This window comes from Kluyvera sichuanensis, from assembly GCF_040930405.1.
In the GTDB taxonomy this organism is placed as follows: domain Bacteria; phylum Pseudomonadota; class Gammaproteobacteria; order Enterobacterales; family Enterobacteriaceae; genus Kluyvera; species Kluyvera sichuanensis.
The window spans coordinates 332,998-346,829 of sequence record NZ_CP162271.1 but is presented as its reverse complement, the minus strand read 5'-3'; the positions used below and the strand labels follow the sequence as shown (position 1 = coordinate 346,829).

The window sequence follows — 13,832 nt, the reverse complement described above, 5'->3', positions numbered from 1 at the left end:
AGGGGCTATTTTGTCACACCCACGGCGATAATGAAGCTATCTGGTGTAATATCGCTGCATTCATACGGTCGGATGGTTAAAAAAGGTACGGTACCGGATGCTTTTTACGCTGAAAAAGTATATCGGCGGCATGATGCTGCCGCTGCCCCTGCTTCTATTGTTGATAGGTTTGGGAATAATCCTGGTCTGGTTCACCCGCTTTCAAAAATTGGGTAAAGCCGGGATTACCCTGGGATGGTTAGCGCTATTGCTGCTCAGTCTACAGCCCGTAGCCGATGGGCTACTTAAGCCGATTGAGGATAAATATCCCACCTGGCACGGCCAACAGCCGGTGCAGTATGTGGTTGTGCTCGGCGGTGGCTACACCTGGAATCCAGAATGGGCACCAAGCTCGAACCTGATTAATAACAGCCTACCGCGGCTGACGGAAGGCATGCGCCTGTGGCAGGCTAATCCGGGTTCGAAAATGATCTTTACCGGTGCACGGGCCAAAACCAATACGGTGAGTACTGCAGAGGCAGGAGCGCGAGTGGCTGAAAGTCTGGGCGTGCCGCGCAGTGAGATTATCGTGCTGGATACGCCGAAAGATACCGAAGAAGAAGCTAGCGCCGTGAAGGCCGCGATCGGCGACGCCCCCTTCCTGCTGGTCACCTCCGCCTCGCATCTGCCGCGCGCCATGATCTTCTTCCAGCACGCCGGGTTACACCCGTTGCCTGCGCCGGCCAATCAACTAGCCATTACGTCGCCACTCAACCCATGGGAGCGCGCGATCCCTTCCCCGGTCTGGCTGATGCACAGCGACCGGGTCGGATATGAAACGCTGGGGAGAATCTGGCAGTGGCTGAAAGGGGATTCAGGCGAGCCAGGGGCGCAGTGACGTTGCAGCAAGGTCAAAGTTGGCGCGATTGAATTTGCCGGTATTGACCAGCTTCTCAACTTCATCCCATAGCAGATAGAGCCAGCGCCGCCAGAGAAACGCTTCCGCCACCGGCGCGCGCTGGAGATAGTGCCAGAGCAGCTGTTCCGCCTGCCCGCTTTCGTGCAGACGGAACAGTTCATACTCCCGCGGTGCCCAGAGAATCGCCCCCGGCCCCACCATCGCCAGCAGTTGGTCGCTACGTGAGTCTTTTAGCATGCTGCGCAGGGTCAGATGCCCGTGCACCAGCACGCAGTTATCGCTAAAACCCTCAAACAGCGCGTCCAGACACTCGCGAGTACGGAACAGTAGCCGTTTATCCTGCATGGTCAGGCCGGTATTCTGGTAGAGATTGAGCGTCCCCCACAGCACCTCAATGCGCTGGCGATACCAGTGCGGCCAGCTATTTTCCTGCGTGCCGTCAACAAAGCCCACGCTGCCCGAACTGTCTACCCGATGCCACGCCAGCAGCGCTTCAACGATTTGATCTTTCAACGCTTCCCAACGCTGTGGGTTGCGGGTTGGCGCCTCCACCGGCACGCCGCGCAGGCGCTCAAGCAGCAGCACGTCCGGCCCCGGGTGCTCTTCATGAGTCATCACCCCGTACACCACCGGCATGCGTACGGTACCGCTGCGTGCCAACATGGAGATTTTCCACGCCAGTTGACGCGCCACGCCCGGCGATGAAAAGCTCCGCGCCACCAGCGGCATCGGATTTCCTTCGGCATCATAAAGCGACCACAGCGCGGTATCCGTCTGCTCGTTGATACATTCCACGCGGCTGAGCGATTCGCCCAGCAGGTGGCTGAGTTCTACACGTAGCTGTTCCATGTCGATTACCCCTATAAAAGCCATTGCTTTCATAATGAGCATATGAAAAGTGAATTTCACCAGACAAGATCAAAATTGCAACAGAAAGTCAGGAAATACTCAGGCGAGAATAGCCCCCCGCGATGGAGGGGCGGGAGGATTACTTCAGCTCGGCGCGAACGCGCTCCAGGTCTTCTGGCGTATCAACGCCCGTTCCCGGTACTTCTTTCGCCACGGCAACGTGAATTTTTTCGCCGTACCACAGCACGCGCAGCTGTTCGAGCATCTCAATGTGCTCCAGCGGGCTCGGTGCCCAGTTCACGTAGCGGCGAATAAACCCGGCACGGTAGCCGTAGATACCAATATGGCGCAGCAGCGTGTCGCCAATTTCCTCACGGCTTTTAGCAAAACGATCGCGATCCCATGGAATGGTGGCGCGGGAGAAGTAAAGCGCATAGCCGTCCTTGTCCATCACCACCTTCACCGCATTCGGGTTGAAGGCTTCTTCGGCGTCATGAATCGGTACCGCCAGGGTTGCCATGCCGGAGTGGCTGGCCGCCAGATTTTCCGCCACCTGACGGACGATCACCGCTGGGATCATCGGCTCGTCGCCCTGGACGTTAACGATAACGGTGTCATCGCTGAAGCCGCATTTCTCAACCACTTCCGCCAGACGTTCGGTTCCGGACTGATGATCGGCACGGGTCATGCAGACTTCACCACCCGCCGCTTCCACGGCTTTTGCCACTTCGGCATGATCGGTCGCCACGATGATGCGATCGGCCCCGGATTCGCGTGCGCGTTCCAGTACGTGCACAATCATCGGCTTACCGTTGATATCCTGTAACGGTTTACCCGGCAGGCGCGTAGAGGCGAAACGAGCCGGAATAATCACGACAAAGCTCATGGGCGATTCTCTTCAGCAGCTAAAGCGCGGGCTTCGTTTTCCAGCAATACGGGGATACCGTCACGCAGGGGAAACGCCAGATTATCAAGTTTGCAAATCAGTTCTTGCTTGTCCTGGCTATAGTAGAGTTTGCCGTTGCAAACCGGGCAGGCAATAATTTCAAGTAGACGGTGATCCATGGTTCCTCCTGATGGGCCGTATCGAAAACCAGTGCAGCATATCATAGAGCGCTACCGGCCTGCGTCAATCTCCCAACCGTGTCGTTGTTCATTAAAGAGTTTTTCAGCGACCGTTCCGAGCGTCACCCGCGTCGCCCCCTGCCAGCGAGCAAAATCGTTAATCGCCATCATGAGTCCCTTTTCAAGCTGCTGGCTAACGCGTACACCCGCTTCCAGATACAGGGCAAAAATCTCCAGCACGCCGTCAGCACGATGCATTTTGCTGTCCATACGCCCGACAAGCTCCCCGCGATGCAACAACGGCAGCACGAAGTAGCCGTACTGACGTTTTGGCGCTGGCGTGTAGCACTCCAGACGATAGGTGAAGTTGAAAAACTGCTCTGCACGTTTGCGATCCCACACCACGGGATCAAACGGTGAAAGCACCGCGCTGTGCGTAGCATTAAGCTTGCCTTCCGCCGCACGCGCCAGCTCCGGTTGCAGGCTGTGATGGACCCACATCTCGCCAAGCTGGTCGACGTTGACCGGAACCACCAACTGCCGTTCCTGCCACCCGGCCAGCAGTGTGGCTAAGTCTGGTCGACGCAGGCGATAGTAGTCAGCCAGCCACTCGGGGCGAAAAATGCCCAGGCTGCGGGCGCTGTTTTCCAGCATCACGGCTTCAGCCTGCGGTTGCGGCAGCGCCTGTTTCTTATCATCCCAATGCGGCATAACCCGTTCAGTCAGGTCGTAAACACGCTGGAAGTTCCGCCGCGCAATAACCATCACCTCTCCAGCGGTAAACAACCCTTCGAGATGGCGCTTGTGCGGCTTCCATTCCCACCACCCGCTCTCCCCTTTACGCGGATGGGTAAAATCGGCCGAGCGAACCGGGCCGTTTTCGGCAATATGGGATTTCAGGGCCACGATATCCTCGGCATGTTCGTCCATCCAGCTTTGATGGTACTTCCAGCCCATATTATGTGGTGACAGCATGCGGTGACGAACCAGCGTGAAGTCACTGCGCGGCAGAAAACAAGCTTCGTGCGCCCAGTACTCCATCAGTTCGCCACGAGAGAGCGCATCATCAAGCCAGGTTAATGGGTAGGCGCCAAGGCGGCTGAACAGCACCAGGTAGGGGCTGCGCGCCACCACGTTGATGGTGTCTATCTGTAACAGGGACATTTGCCGGATGGCAGGAAGGATATCGCCCGCTTTGGGCTGACGGCGTGGGCGGGTAAGCAACCCCTGTGCCGCAAGGTGAAGATGGCGTGCGGCACGAAGGGTAAGAGGCAATTCAGACATGCGGGCTCCCCAGATGATAGCCCGCCGCCGTTTAGCGTCGAGCGAGGGTGATCAGTTCCTGAAGCAGCGTCTGCGCGCGGTCGCCGGAAAGTACGGCATCGACCGGCAGATACCACCAGTTTTCCTGCGCAAAGTGACGGCATTTGACCGCGTCTTTTTCCGTCATGATAAGCGTTTGCCCCGGCTCAACCAGTGCCTGAACATCCGCTTCGGTCAGCGCCTGATGATCCGCTAATGCAACCGTACGAACCGGGTTCACGCCACAGGCATTCAGCGTGGCAAAAAAGCGTGGAGGGTGGCCAATACCAGCCATCGCCACCGTGTTTTGCAGGTTCGACAGGGGCTGGCGTTCGCCGGTCAGCAGATTAATGGCATCACCGGGCTGCAGCGTCATCGGAATTTCACCCGACTGCGCGTTGCCGCCGTTTACGATACGGGCATCCACCGTTTCCAGCCTTGACGCCCGCTCACGCATCGGCCCCGCAGGAAGCCACCAGCCGTTACCAAAGCGGCGCACGCCGTCGATAACCACAATCTCTTTATCCCGCGCGAGGCGGTAGTGTTGTAGACCATCATCAGTGACGATAAGCTGGAGGTCATGAGCCGCCAGCAACGCTTTCACCGCATCGACTCTCGCCGGAGAGACCGCCACGGGCGCGCCGGTGCGCTGGAAAATCAGCACGGGTTCATCGCCCGCCTGCGCCGTGGTGGTTTCAGCGGTTAATAGCAGCGGATAATGCTCCGCTTTACCGCCGTAGCCACGCGACACCACGCCAACGCGGATGCCCTGACGCTGAAGTTGCTCCACCAGCCAGATAACCACCGGCGTTTTACCGTTGCCGCCCGCCGTGAGGTTTCCCACCACAACCACCGGGCACGGCGCACGCCAGGATTTCTTAATGCCTAGCTGGTAGCACAGGCGAATGATGCCGCTCACCAAGCCATATAGCCAGGAGAGCGGCAGCAGTAAACGCCAAAGCGGCGATTCGCCCGACCAGATTTTCGCTATCATTCGCCAAACTGCATTTTGTGCAGTTGCGCGTAGACGCCACGATGTGCCAACAGGTCAGCATGGCTACCGCGTTCCACGATCTGACCATCTTCAACCACGATAATCTCGTCAGCTTGCTCAATGGTCGACAGGCGGTGGGCGATAACCAGCGACGTGCGGTTTTTCTGCAGTTCGTCGAGGGCCGCCTGGATTGCACGTTCGGATTCGGTATCCAGCGCCGAGGTTGCTTCATCGAGGATCAGGATAGGGCTATTGCGCAACAGCGCGCGCGCAATGGCGATACGCTGGCGCTGGCCGCCGGAAAGCAGCACGCCGTTTTCGCCAATAATCGTATCCAGACCGTTATCCATCTTATTGATAAAGTCCATCGCATAGGCCATACGAGCGGCTTCTTCAATCTGCTCACGGCTGAACTCGTCGGTTCGAGCGTAGGCAATATTGTTCGCCACCGTATCATTGAACAGGTGCACGTTCTGCGATACCAGCGCAACCTGATTACGCAACGAAGTCAGCTTGTATTCACGCAGGTCGTGACCATCGAGCAGGATTTCACCTTCATCAATGTCGTAGAAACGGGTCAACAGGCTGGCAATGGTCGATTTACCCGAACCTGAACGCCCTACCAGAGCGACCGTTTTTCCTTCCGAAATAGCCAGATTGATATTTTTCAGCGCCGGAGTTTCACGACCAGGATAAGTGAAAGTCACATTGCGGAATTCAACGTTGCCTTTCGCACGTTCAACGTCCAGCTTGCCTTCGTCTTTTTCCTGCTCGCTATCAAGGATAGAGAACAGCGTCTGACAGGCCGCCATACCACGCTGGAACTGCGCATTGACGTTGGTTAACGACTTCAGCGGACGCATCAGCGCAATCATGGAAGAGAAGACCACGGTGATGGTACCGGCCGTCAGGGTTTCCATTACGCTCGGGAAGCTCGCCGCGTACAGTACGAACGCCAGCGCCAGCGAAGCAATCAACTGAATAATCGGGTCAGAGATAGAGGATGCAGAGACCAGCTTCATGCCCTGCAAACGCATTTTGTTGCTGACCTTATCAAAGCGGTTGGTTTCCACTTGCTGACCGCCGAACATCAGCACTTCTTTATGCCCTTTCAGCATCTGTTCAGCGCTGGTGGTCACCTGCCCCATCGTGTTCTGCATGTTTTTGCTGATGCTACGGAAACGCTTAGAGACAACGCGAATAGCGATCGAAACAATAGGTGCCAGAACGATAAGAATAATCGACAGCTGCCAGCTGTAATAAAACATCATAATGAACAGGCCAATAATCGACGCCCCTTCACGCACTACGGTAATCAGCGCGTTCGATGAAGAGGAAGCCACCTGCTCAGAATCATAGGTAATACGCGACAGCAGGGTACCGGTCGACTGTTTATCGAAGAAAGAGACCGGCATTCCCATCATATGACCGAATAACCGGCGACGCATGGTCATCACGACCTTGCCGGAAACCCAGGAGATACAGTAACTCGAGATGTAGCTTGTGATACCGCGCAGGATCATCAAACCAACAACGACCAGCGGCATCCACAGCAGCACCGAGCGATCCGTTTTACCAAAACCATCATCCAGTAACGGTTTAAGAAGCGATAGCATGAAGGTATCGCTGGCTGCGTTAAGGATTAACGCAACGCCCGCCACGAATAGCCCTGCTTTGTACGGCGCAATAGTCGGCCAGAGTCGGCGGAAGGTCTGCCACGTGGAGAGATCTTTGTCGTTCTGCATTCAAAAAACCAGCTTGTGTTGAAATAGCCGCATATTCTACCCGTTATCGCGAGTCTCGCCAAACCACTGATGATACCAACGAGGTAAAAGTTGATCTCGTAAGCCTTCAATACGCCAGCCATTCGCACTGAATGTCACGGTTATCTGCCCCTGATGCGGGGTATCAAACCAGGCATATTGACGCTGGAGATAGCGAGCCCTCACCTTTGCAGAAGGCAGTCGCCACGCGTTATAGCGGGATGCGGAAGCCAGAGCGGCAGCGCCGCCCACCCGTTGAATCAGTGCCATACCCGAGGAGGTCGAGCTGCCATGATGTGGAACCTGAATAATTGTAGACGCAAAAGACTGCCAGAAACGGCTAATCATGGCCATTTCTGCCGATAATTCAATATCTCCCGTCAGCAGAATGCTGTTCTTCCCATCATCTACCCTGACCACACACGACCCGTTGTTACCTTTTGAGGGCTGCCCCGGCAGCGGCCAGAGCGCCTGAAAGGTGAGTCCCTGCCACTGCCAGCGCTCACCGCGAGCGCAGAGTTGATGACCCGCCCACCCCAACGGACTTTTGATCCACGCCTGCGGCCAGGCTTTTTGCAGCGACAACAATCCGCCTCGGTGATCCAGATGATCGTGGCTGAGAATGATTCCTTGCGGCGTGAGTTGATGCCAGCGTAGCCAGGGAATAATCAACTGCTCACCGCTATCGCCCTCCGGCCATGCCAGGCCAGTATCATAGAGTAACGCTTTATCCCCCCGAGAAATAACCATCGCCAGCCCTTGTCCTACGTCCAGCATGATGACCTGCCAGCGATCTGGCGGCGTTTTTCGCCAGATGGGAAAAGAGAGCAGCACGCACAGTGAGAGTACTAAAGCGGGATACCGAAGCCAGCCGTGTAGCCGCCACAATGCTAATGCCATCCACGGCAGCAGAGAAACACCTAACCATGCGCTTCCGATATTCCACCACCCCGCAGGCAGCAAGCGCAGGTAGCCAAACACCGCCGACATAACTCCATTGCCAGCGTGCCAGGCTGCCATTTCCACCATTATTGGCCCGCACAGGTGCATCAGCATGGCAAACAGAATCAGCGGGACCGCCACAAACGTCACCACCGGAACCGCAATCAGGTTTGCAAAAAGTGACGTCGTGCTGACGCCATGAAATAGCAGGATCTGCAGCGGAGCTAGCAGCAACATAAGCCCCAGTTGCAGATGGATAAGACTCACCAGTGGACGCAGCATGCGCGGATAGCCTTCCGTTGGCAGCGGAGCCCACTGGAACCAGAAGATGAGCGTGGCGACGGCAAATGCCGACAGCCATAGGCTATCGGAAAGCACCGCAAGCGGGTCGATAAACACAATTGCCGCCAGACAGCAAAGCCACACCTCCCACCCCGTCCAGCGTCGACCACTCAGGCGTAAGGCGCACCAGATCAGCGCCGCCACAACGGTTCGCTGTGCCGGAGGCTGCATTCCGGTCAGCCACGCATAGGCAAACCCGCTCGCCAGCGAGATGATTAACGGCAATCGCCAGTTGATAAGCCAGCCGGGCAGGAAAAACTGGATACCGCGGATGAGCAGCCAGCCAAGCGATGCGCCCAGCGCGATATGCAGCCCGGAAATCGCCATAAGGTGTGATGTTCCGGTCTCCTGCATGAGCGTTTTGATCTCCGGCGATACCGACAGCCGCTCGCCCATACCCAGCGCTAGCATCACCTCCCGCCAACGAAAACCATCCAGCGTCGTTTGCAGCGACGCAAGGTACCGAGCGCGCAGGCTACAGCGGTTATCCAGTATCTGCGCCGTCACCATACGGCCGGTTAACGGGCGGTGTTGCGATAAGGCGTAGCGCTGGGCGTCAAATCCACCGTCGTTAAGCTGCCCATGCACCGCCCGGGCGCGAATCGTCATGCGCCAGCGCTGCCCCACGCAGGGCTGTTGCGGCAAATAGTTGCCATACAGTGTAATCAGAGGGCTGGGAAACAGGCGTTTCCCGTCCAGGTGCGTTATCTTTCCCTGATGCGTTGTTTGCCCATCGCTCTGCGTCAGGACAATCTCAACCTGACGGTTTTTTCCTGGGATAACCTCAGCGGGCCATTGCACCTGCCATGCCGACAGCACACCCCAACAAAATATCAGGCCGGTGATGCTTGCAGATTTTCCTGACGGTACACACAGGCCTAATGCTATCAACGCCGCGATAGCGAAATAGACGACACTAAGTGAGGGTAAATCTGGCAGTACGGTCAGCGGTAAAATGCCAGCTAACGTGCAGCAAGCAAGCCCAGGTAAACGCATCAACACCTCCTTGTTTCCTGGAGTGTCGCGCGTGCAGATCGTCCTGTCTTGCCGCAATTATTCCCATTGCGAAGCGGATTCCGAAGAAGATTCGGGACGTGCAGAAATAACAATGAAAATGCGGGAGGGGTTCCAGATAGCAGCCCAGGGCCGAACCGCAGACATGAAAAAAGCACCCGTAGGTGCTTTTCTCTCAACCAAGTTTATCGCCAGACGGCGGAAGAAACTCAATCGTAAATATTGGCGCGATCGCGCAGTTCTTTACCCGGCTTAAAGTGCGGCACGTACTTGCCTTCCAGTTCCACTTTGTCGCCAGTCTTCGGGTTACGCCCGGTACGTGGTGCTCTGTAGTGCAGAGAGAAGCTGCCGAAACCGCGGATTTCAATGCGCTCACCCTGTGCCAGGGTAGAAGCCATATGCTCCAGCATCTCTTTCACCGCATCTTCCACTGCCTTAGCAGGGATATGGGATTGCTGGCTGGCAAGTCTTTCAATCAATTCTGACTTGGTCATGATTCCTCCGGTTTCCTTTCAAGGAAAATTAGCTAACAGCTTATTAAACAAGGGCGGCCGTAGCCGCCCTTTGTGCTAGATTACAGGCCGAAACCTGCAATCTGTCAAGTAAACTCATCACATTTCAGGTTGTTAAACCCGAATGCGTAAGATTACTCGCCTTTAGCTGCTTTGAATGCTTCAGCCATTGCGTTGGAGAAATTGCCTTCTTCCTGTTTGTTGTTAACAGTAGCGATTGCATCTTTCTCGTCAGCTTCGTCTTTAGCACGTACGGACAGGCTAATTGCGCGGTTTTTACGATCAACACCGGTGAATTTAGCTTCAACGTCGTCGCCAACGCTCAGAACCAGAGTTGCATCTTCAACGCGGTCACGGGATGCTTCAGAAGCACGCAGGTAACCTTCAACGCCGTCGGCCAGTTCTACGGTTGCGCCTTTAGCGTCAACTGCAGTGACTTTACCGTTAACGATAGCGCCTTTCTTGTTCAGAGCAACCCAGTTGTTGAACGGATCTTCTGCGAGCTGTTTAACGCCCAGGGAGATACGTTCACGTTCTGCGTCAACCTGCAGAACAACTGCAGCGATTTCGTCGCCTTTTTTGTATTCACGAACTGCTTCTTCGCCTGCAACGTTCCAGGAGATGTCAGACAGGTGAACCAGGCCGTCGATGCCGCCGTCCAGGCCGATGAAGATACCGAAGTCAGTGATAGACTTGATTTTACCTTCAACACGGTCGCCCTTGTTGTGGGTTTCCGCGAACTGCTGCCATGGGTTGTTTTTGCACTGCTTCAGCCCCAGGGAGATACGACGACGTTCTTCGTCGATATCCAGAACCATAACTTCCACTACATCACCAACGTTAACAACTTTGGATGGGTGGATGTTTTTGTTGGTCCAATCCATTTCGGAAACGTGAACCAGGCCTTCAACGCCTTCTTCGATTTCAACGAAGCAGCCGTAGTCGGTCAGGTTGGTCACGCGACCAGTCAGTTTGGTACCTTCTGGATAACGCTTAGCGATAGCTACCCATGGATCTTCGCCCAGCTGTTTCAGGCCCAGAGAAACACGAGTACGCTCGCGGTCGAACTTCAGCACTTTAACAGTGATTTCGTCGCCAACGTTTACGATTTCGCTTGGGTGCTTAACGCGTTTCCAAGCCATATCGGTGATGTGCAGCAGGCCGTCAACGCCGCCCAGATCAACGAATGCACCGTAGTCAGTGAGGTTCTTAACGATACCTTTAACTTCCATGCCTTCCTGCAGGTTTTCCAGCAGCTGATCGCGCTCTGCGCTGTTTTCGGATTCGATAACGGCACGACGAGAAACAACAACGTTGTTACGCTTCTGGTCCAGCTTGATTACTTTGAACTCAAGCTCTTTGCCTTCCAGGTGCAGAGTATCACGCACTGGACGAACGTCTACCAGGGAACCTGGCAGGAACGCACGAATACCGTTCAGCTCAACAGTGAAGCCACCTTTAACTTTGCCGTTGATAACACCAACTACAGTTTCAGCTTCTTCGTAAGCTTTTTCCAGCGTGATCCAAGCTTCGTGACGTTTAGCTTTCTCACGGGACAGCAGGGTTTCACCGAAGCCGTCTTCTACTGCATCCAGAGCAACGTCAACTTCGTCACCAACCTGGATTTCCAGCTCGCCCTGGGCGTTTTTGAACTGCTCTGCCGGAATGGCAGACTCAGATTTCAGACCGGCGTCAACCAGTACGATATCTTTGTCGATAGCAACAACAACACCACGAACGATGGAACCCGGGCGGGTTTCGATTTCTTTTAAGGATTCTTCAAACAGTTGAGCAAAAGATTCAGTCATGTTTAATCTTCAGGTTAATATTAACGTCCACCTGACACCATGTCGGATGGGGTTGTTTCACATACCCGCTGTCAATCCATTGCAACGGGGGTACTGCAAATTCGGTCGCGTTTTACGCGAGTGCCAGTTTCTGGCGCGCATAGTCTAACGCTTTTTCAATTACTTGCTCAATGCTTAAGGTGGTGGAATCCAACACTAAAGCATCGGCGGCAGGAACCAGTGGCGCAACAGCACGATTACGATCGCGGTCGTCACGCTCCTTTATCTCTGCCAAAAGGCGCTCAAAGTTAACACTAAAGCCCTTTTCCTGCAACTGTAGCATGCGGCGGTGCGCACGTTCTTCCGATGAGGCATCAAGGAAAATTTTCACCGGCGCATCCGGGAACACCACGGTGCCCATATCACGACCATCGGCAATCAGCCCAGGAGCTTCGCGGAAGCCGCGCTGACGGCGCAAAAGTGCTTCGCGCACGCGTGGGAATGCCGCCACCTGGGATGCCGCATTAGCCACATCCTGAGTGCGAATTTCACCGCTGACGTCTTCGCCTTCCAGAATAACTTCCAGCGTGCCGTCCGTAGAGACGAAGCGTACGTCCAGATGCACGGCCAGCGGCACTAACGCGTCTTCTGATGCCACATCCACATGGTGGTGCAGCGCAGCTAAAGCCAGCACGCGATAGATTGCACCTGAGTCCAGCAAATGCCATTGCAATGCTTCTGCCATTGCTTTGCACAGCGTGCCTTTACCCGCGCCGCTTGGGCCGTCAATGGTAATTACCGGGGCAATTGCCGTCATCTCTTTCTCCTTAATAAAAGGCATATACAACGTAAACGCCGCGCATTATACGCATCTCTGGGCCAGACGGTTACCTTTGTCTGCGAATTCCAGAATTAGCCCCATGAAGTACAGGAGAATAGATAAGTATAGAGGGCTGGCGTCGAGGGAGGTTTAAAACTGACACGGATTTACTTTTCGTCCTCAGAGATGAACGAAAACGCCGGCATTTCACCGGCGTTTATACAGACAAAACTGACTATCACGCTAACGTACTGATACGCGCCAGCTGTTCGAAATAGTCCGGGAAAGTTTTCGCCGTGCATTTCGGGTCAAGAATGGTGACCGGCGTATCCGACAGCGCCACCAGCGAGAAGCACATCGCCATACGGTGATCGTTGTAGGTGCCAATCTCGGCAAAATTCAGCGCTGCCGGTGGCGTAACGCGAATGTAGTCTTCGCCCTCTTCCACTTCCGCGCCCACTTTACGCAGTTCGGTCGCCATCGCGAACAGGCGGTCAGTCTCTTTCACGCGCCAGTTGTAGATATTGCGTAGCGTGGTTGTGCCTTTCGCAAACAGCGCTGCCGTCGCGATAGTCATCGCCGCATCAGGAATATGGTTCATGTCCATATCGATAGCGTTCAACTCGCCGCGGGTACAGGCAATAAAGTCGTCGCCCCAGGTGATGGTTGCGCCCATTTTTTCCAGCACGTCAGCAAAGCGAATATCACCCTGCACGCTGTAGCGGCCAATCCCCGTCACCTTGACGGTGCCACCTTTAATGGCACCCGCGGCGAGGAAGTAGGAAGCGGACGAAGCATCGCCCTCAACCAGATACTGGCCCGGAGAAACGTACTGCTGGCCACCACGCACGATAAAGCGCTGGTAGTTCTGGTTTTCAACTTCAACACCAAACGTTTTCATCAGGTGCAGCGTGATGTCGATATACGGTTTGGATACCAGGTCACCTTTAATGGTGATGGTCGTATCCTGTGGCGCCAGCGGTGCCGTCATCAGCAGCGCGGTCAGGAACTGGCTGGAGACGCTGCCATCGACCTCGACGCTCCCGCCGTTAAAACCGCCCTTCAGGCGCAGCGGTGGATAGTTTTCCTGCTCCAGATATTCAATCTGCGCGCCGCCCTGACGCAGAGCGTCGACCAGGTGACCAATCGGGCGCTCTTTCATGCGCGGTTCGCCGGTCAGGACGATATTATTGGTGCCAAGGCACAGCGCTGCCGCCAGCGGACGCATTGCGGTACCGGCGTTGCCCAGGAACAGTTCCAGCTCGCTCGAGGCCTGTAACGGGCCTGCATTACCGGTCACTTCACAGCGGGTGCGGTCATCAGACAGGGTGTATTGAATTCCCAGCGCCTTCAACGCGTTCAGCATGTGGCGGACATCATCGCTGTCCAGCAGGTTAGTCAGAACGGTCGTGCCGCGCGCTAAAGCCGCCAGCAGCAAAGCGCGGTTAGACACGCTTTTAGAACCAGGCAGGTTAATCGTGCCATCGACGCGCGCGATAGGTTGTAACGTCAGGGATTCCATGAAACTCAACTCTCAAAAACAG

At 55.4% G+C, this 13,832-nt stretch carries 12 protein-coding genes; 1 reads left to right on the top strand and 11 read right to left on the bottom strand.

Translation table 11 applies throughout. The features are described 5' to 3' along the window. Nucleotides 1–97 precede the first annotated feature (97 nt). Entirely contained in the window at nucleotides 98–877 is a 780-nt protein-coding gene (gene elyC, locus AB2B48_RS01645; RefSeq protein WP_220441008.1) for an envelope biogenesis factor ElyC, read from the top strand. Here the strand turns inward: elyC and AB2B48_RS01640 are convergent. The 11 genes from AB2B48_RS01640 to aroA form a co-directional block, all read right to left on the bottom strand. Next, nucleotides 854–1,747 (bottom strand): YcbJ family phosphotransferase, encoded by an 894-nt coding sequence (locus tag AB2B48_RS01640; RefSeq protein WP_368300621.1) that lies wholly within the window; start codon nucleotides 1,745–1,747, stop codon nucleotides 854–856. The genes elyC and AB2B48_RS01640 overlap by 24 nt on opposite strands. Before the next feature lie 139 nt (nucleotides 1,748–1,886). After that, nucleotides 1,887–2,633: a 3-deoxy-manno-octulosonate cytidylyltransferase gene (kdsB, locus tag AB2B48_RS01635; RefSeq protein WP_368300620.1), complete on the bottom strand. Its 747-nt coding sequence runs from the start codon at nucleotides 2,631–2,633 to the stop codon at nucleotides 1,887–1,889. Continuing rightward, nucleotides 2,630–2,812: a protein YcaR gene (gene ycaR / locus AB2B48_RS01630; RefSeq protein WP_185666561.1), complete on the bottom strand. Its 183-nt coding sequence runs from the start codon at nucleotides 2,810–2,812 to the stop codon at nucleotides 2,630–2,632. The genes kdsB and ycaR overlap by 4 nt, the downstream gene beginning before the upstream one ends. Before the next feature lie 51 nt (nucleotides 2,813–2,863). Then, nucleotides 2,864–4,096, bottom strand: a complete 1,233-nt coding sequence (locus AB2B48_RS01625; RefSeq protein ID WP_368300619.1) for a winged helix-turn-helix domain-containing protein — start codon at nucleotides 4,094–4,096, stop codon at nucleotides 2,864–2,866. Nucleotides 4,097–4,127: 31 nt separating this feature from the next. Next, nucleotides 4,128–5,108, bottom strand: a complete 981-nt coding sequence (lpxK, locus tag AB2B48_RS01620) for a tetraacyldisaccharide 4'-kinase (protein WP_368300618.1) — start codon at nucleotides 5,106–5,108, stop codon at nucleotides 4,128–4,130. Next, nucleotides 5,105–6,853 (bottom strand): lipid A ABC transporter ATP-binding protein/permease MsbA, encoded by a 1,749-nt coding sequence (gene msbA / locus AB2B48_RS01615; protein ID WP_368300617.1) that lies wholly within the window; start codon nucleotides 6,851–6,853, stop codon nucleotides 5,105–5,107. Before msbA ends, lpxK begins: the two co-directional genes overlap by 4 nt. Before the next feature lie 36 nt (nucleotides 6,854–6,889). After that, complete coding sequence (locus AB2B48_RS01610) at nucleotides 6,890–9,151, bottom strand: ComEC family protein (RefSeq protein ID WP_368300616.1); 2,262 nt, start codon at nucleotides 9,149–9,151, stop codon at nucleotides 6,890–6,892. 227 nt (nucleotides 9,152–9,378) lie between these two features. Beyond that, complete coding sequence (gene ihfB, locus AB2B48_RS01605) at nucleotides 9,379–9,663, bottom strand: integration host factor subunit beta (protein WP_015965094.1); 285 nt, start codon at nucleotides 9,661–9,663, stop codon at nucleotides 9,379–9,381. 152 nt (nucleotides 9,664–9,815) lie between these two features. Beyond that, on the bottom strand, nucleotides 9,816–11,489 hold the full coding sequence (gene rpsA / locus AB2B48_RS01600) for a 30S ribosomal protein S1 (RefSeq protein ID WP_185666566.1): 1,674 nt from the start codon (nucleotides 11,487–11,489) through the stop codon (nucleotides 9,816–9,818). Between the two features lie 112 nt (nucleotides 11,490–11,601). Continuing rightward, a complete protein-coding gene (gene cmk / locus AB2B48_RS01595; protein WP_368300615.1) occupies nucleotides 11,602–12,285 on the bottom strand; it encodes a (d)CMP kinase in 684 nt (227 codons plus the stop codon). A 241-nt stretch (nucleotides 12,286–12,526) separates the two neighbouring features. Next, a complete protein-coding gene (gene aroA, locus AB2B48_RS01590) occupies nucleotides 12,527–13,810 on the bottom strand; it encodes a 3-phosphoshikimate 1-carboxyvinyltransferase (RefSeq protein ID WP_185666568.1) in 1,284 nt (427 codons plus the stop codon). Nucleotides 13,811–13,832: the final 22 nt, after the last annotated feature.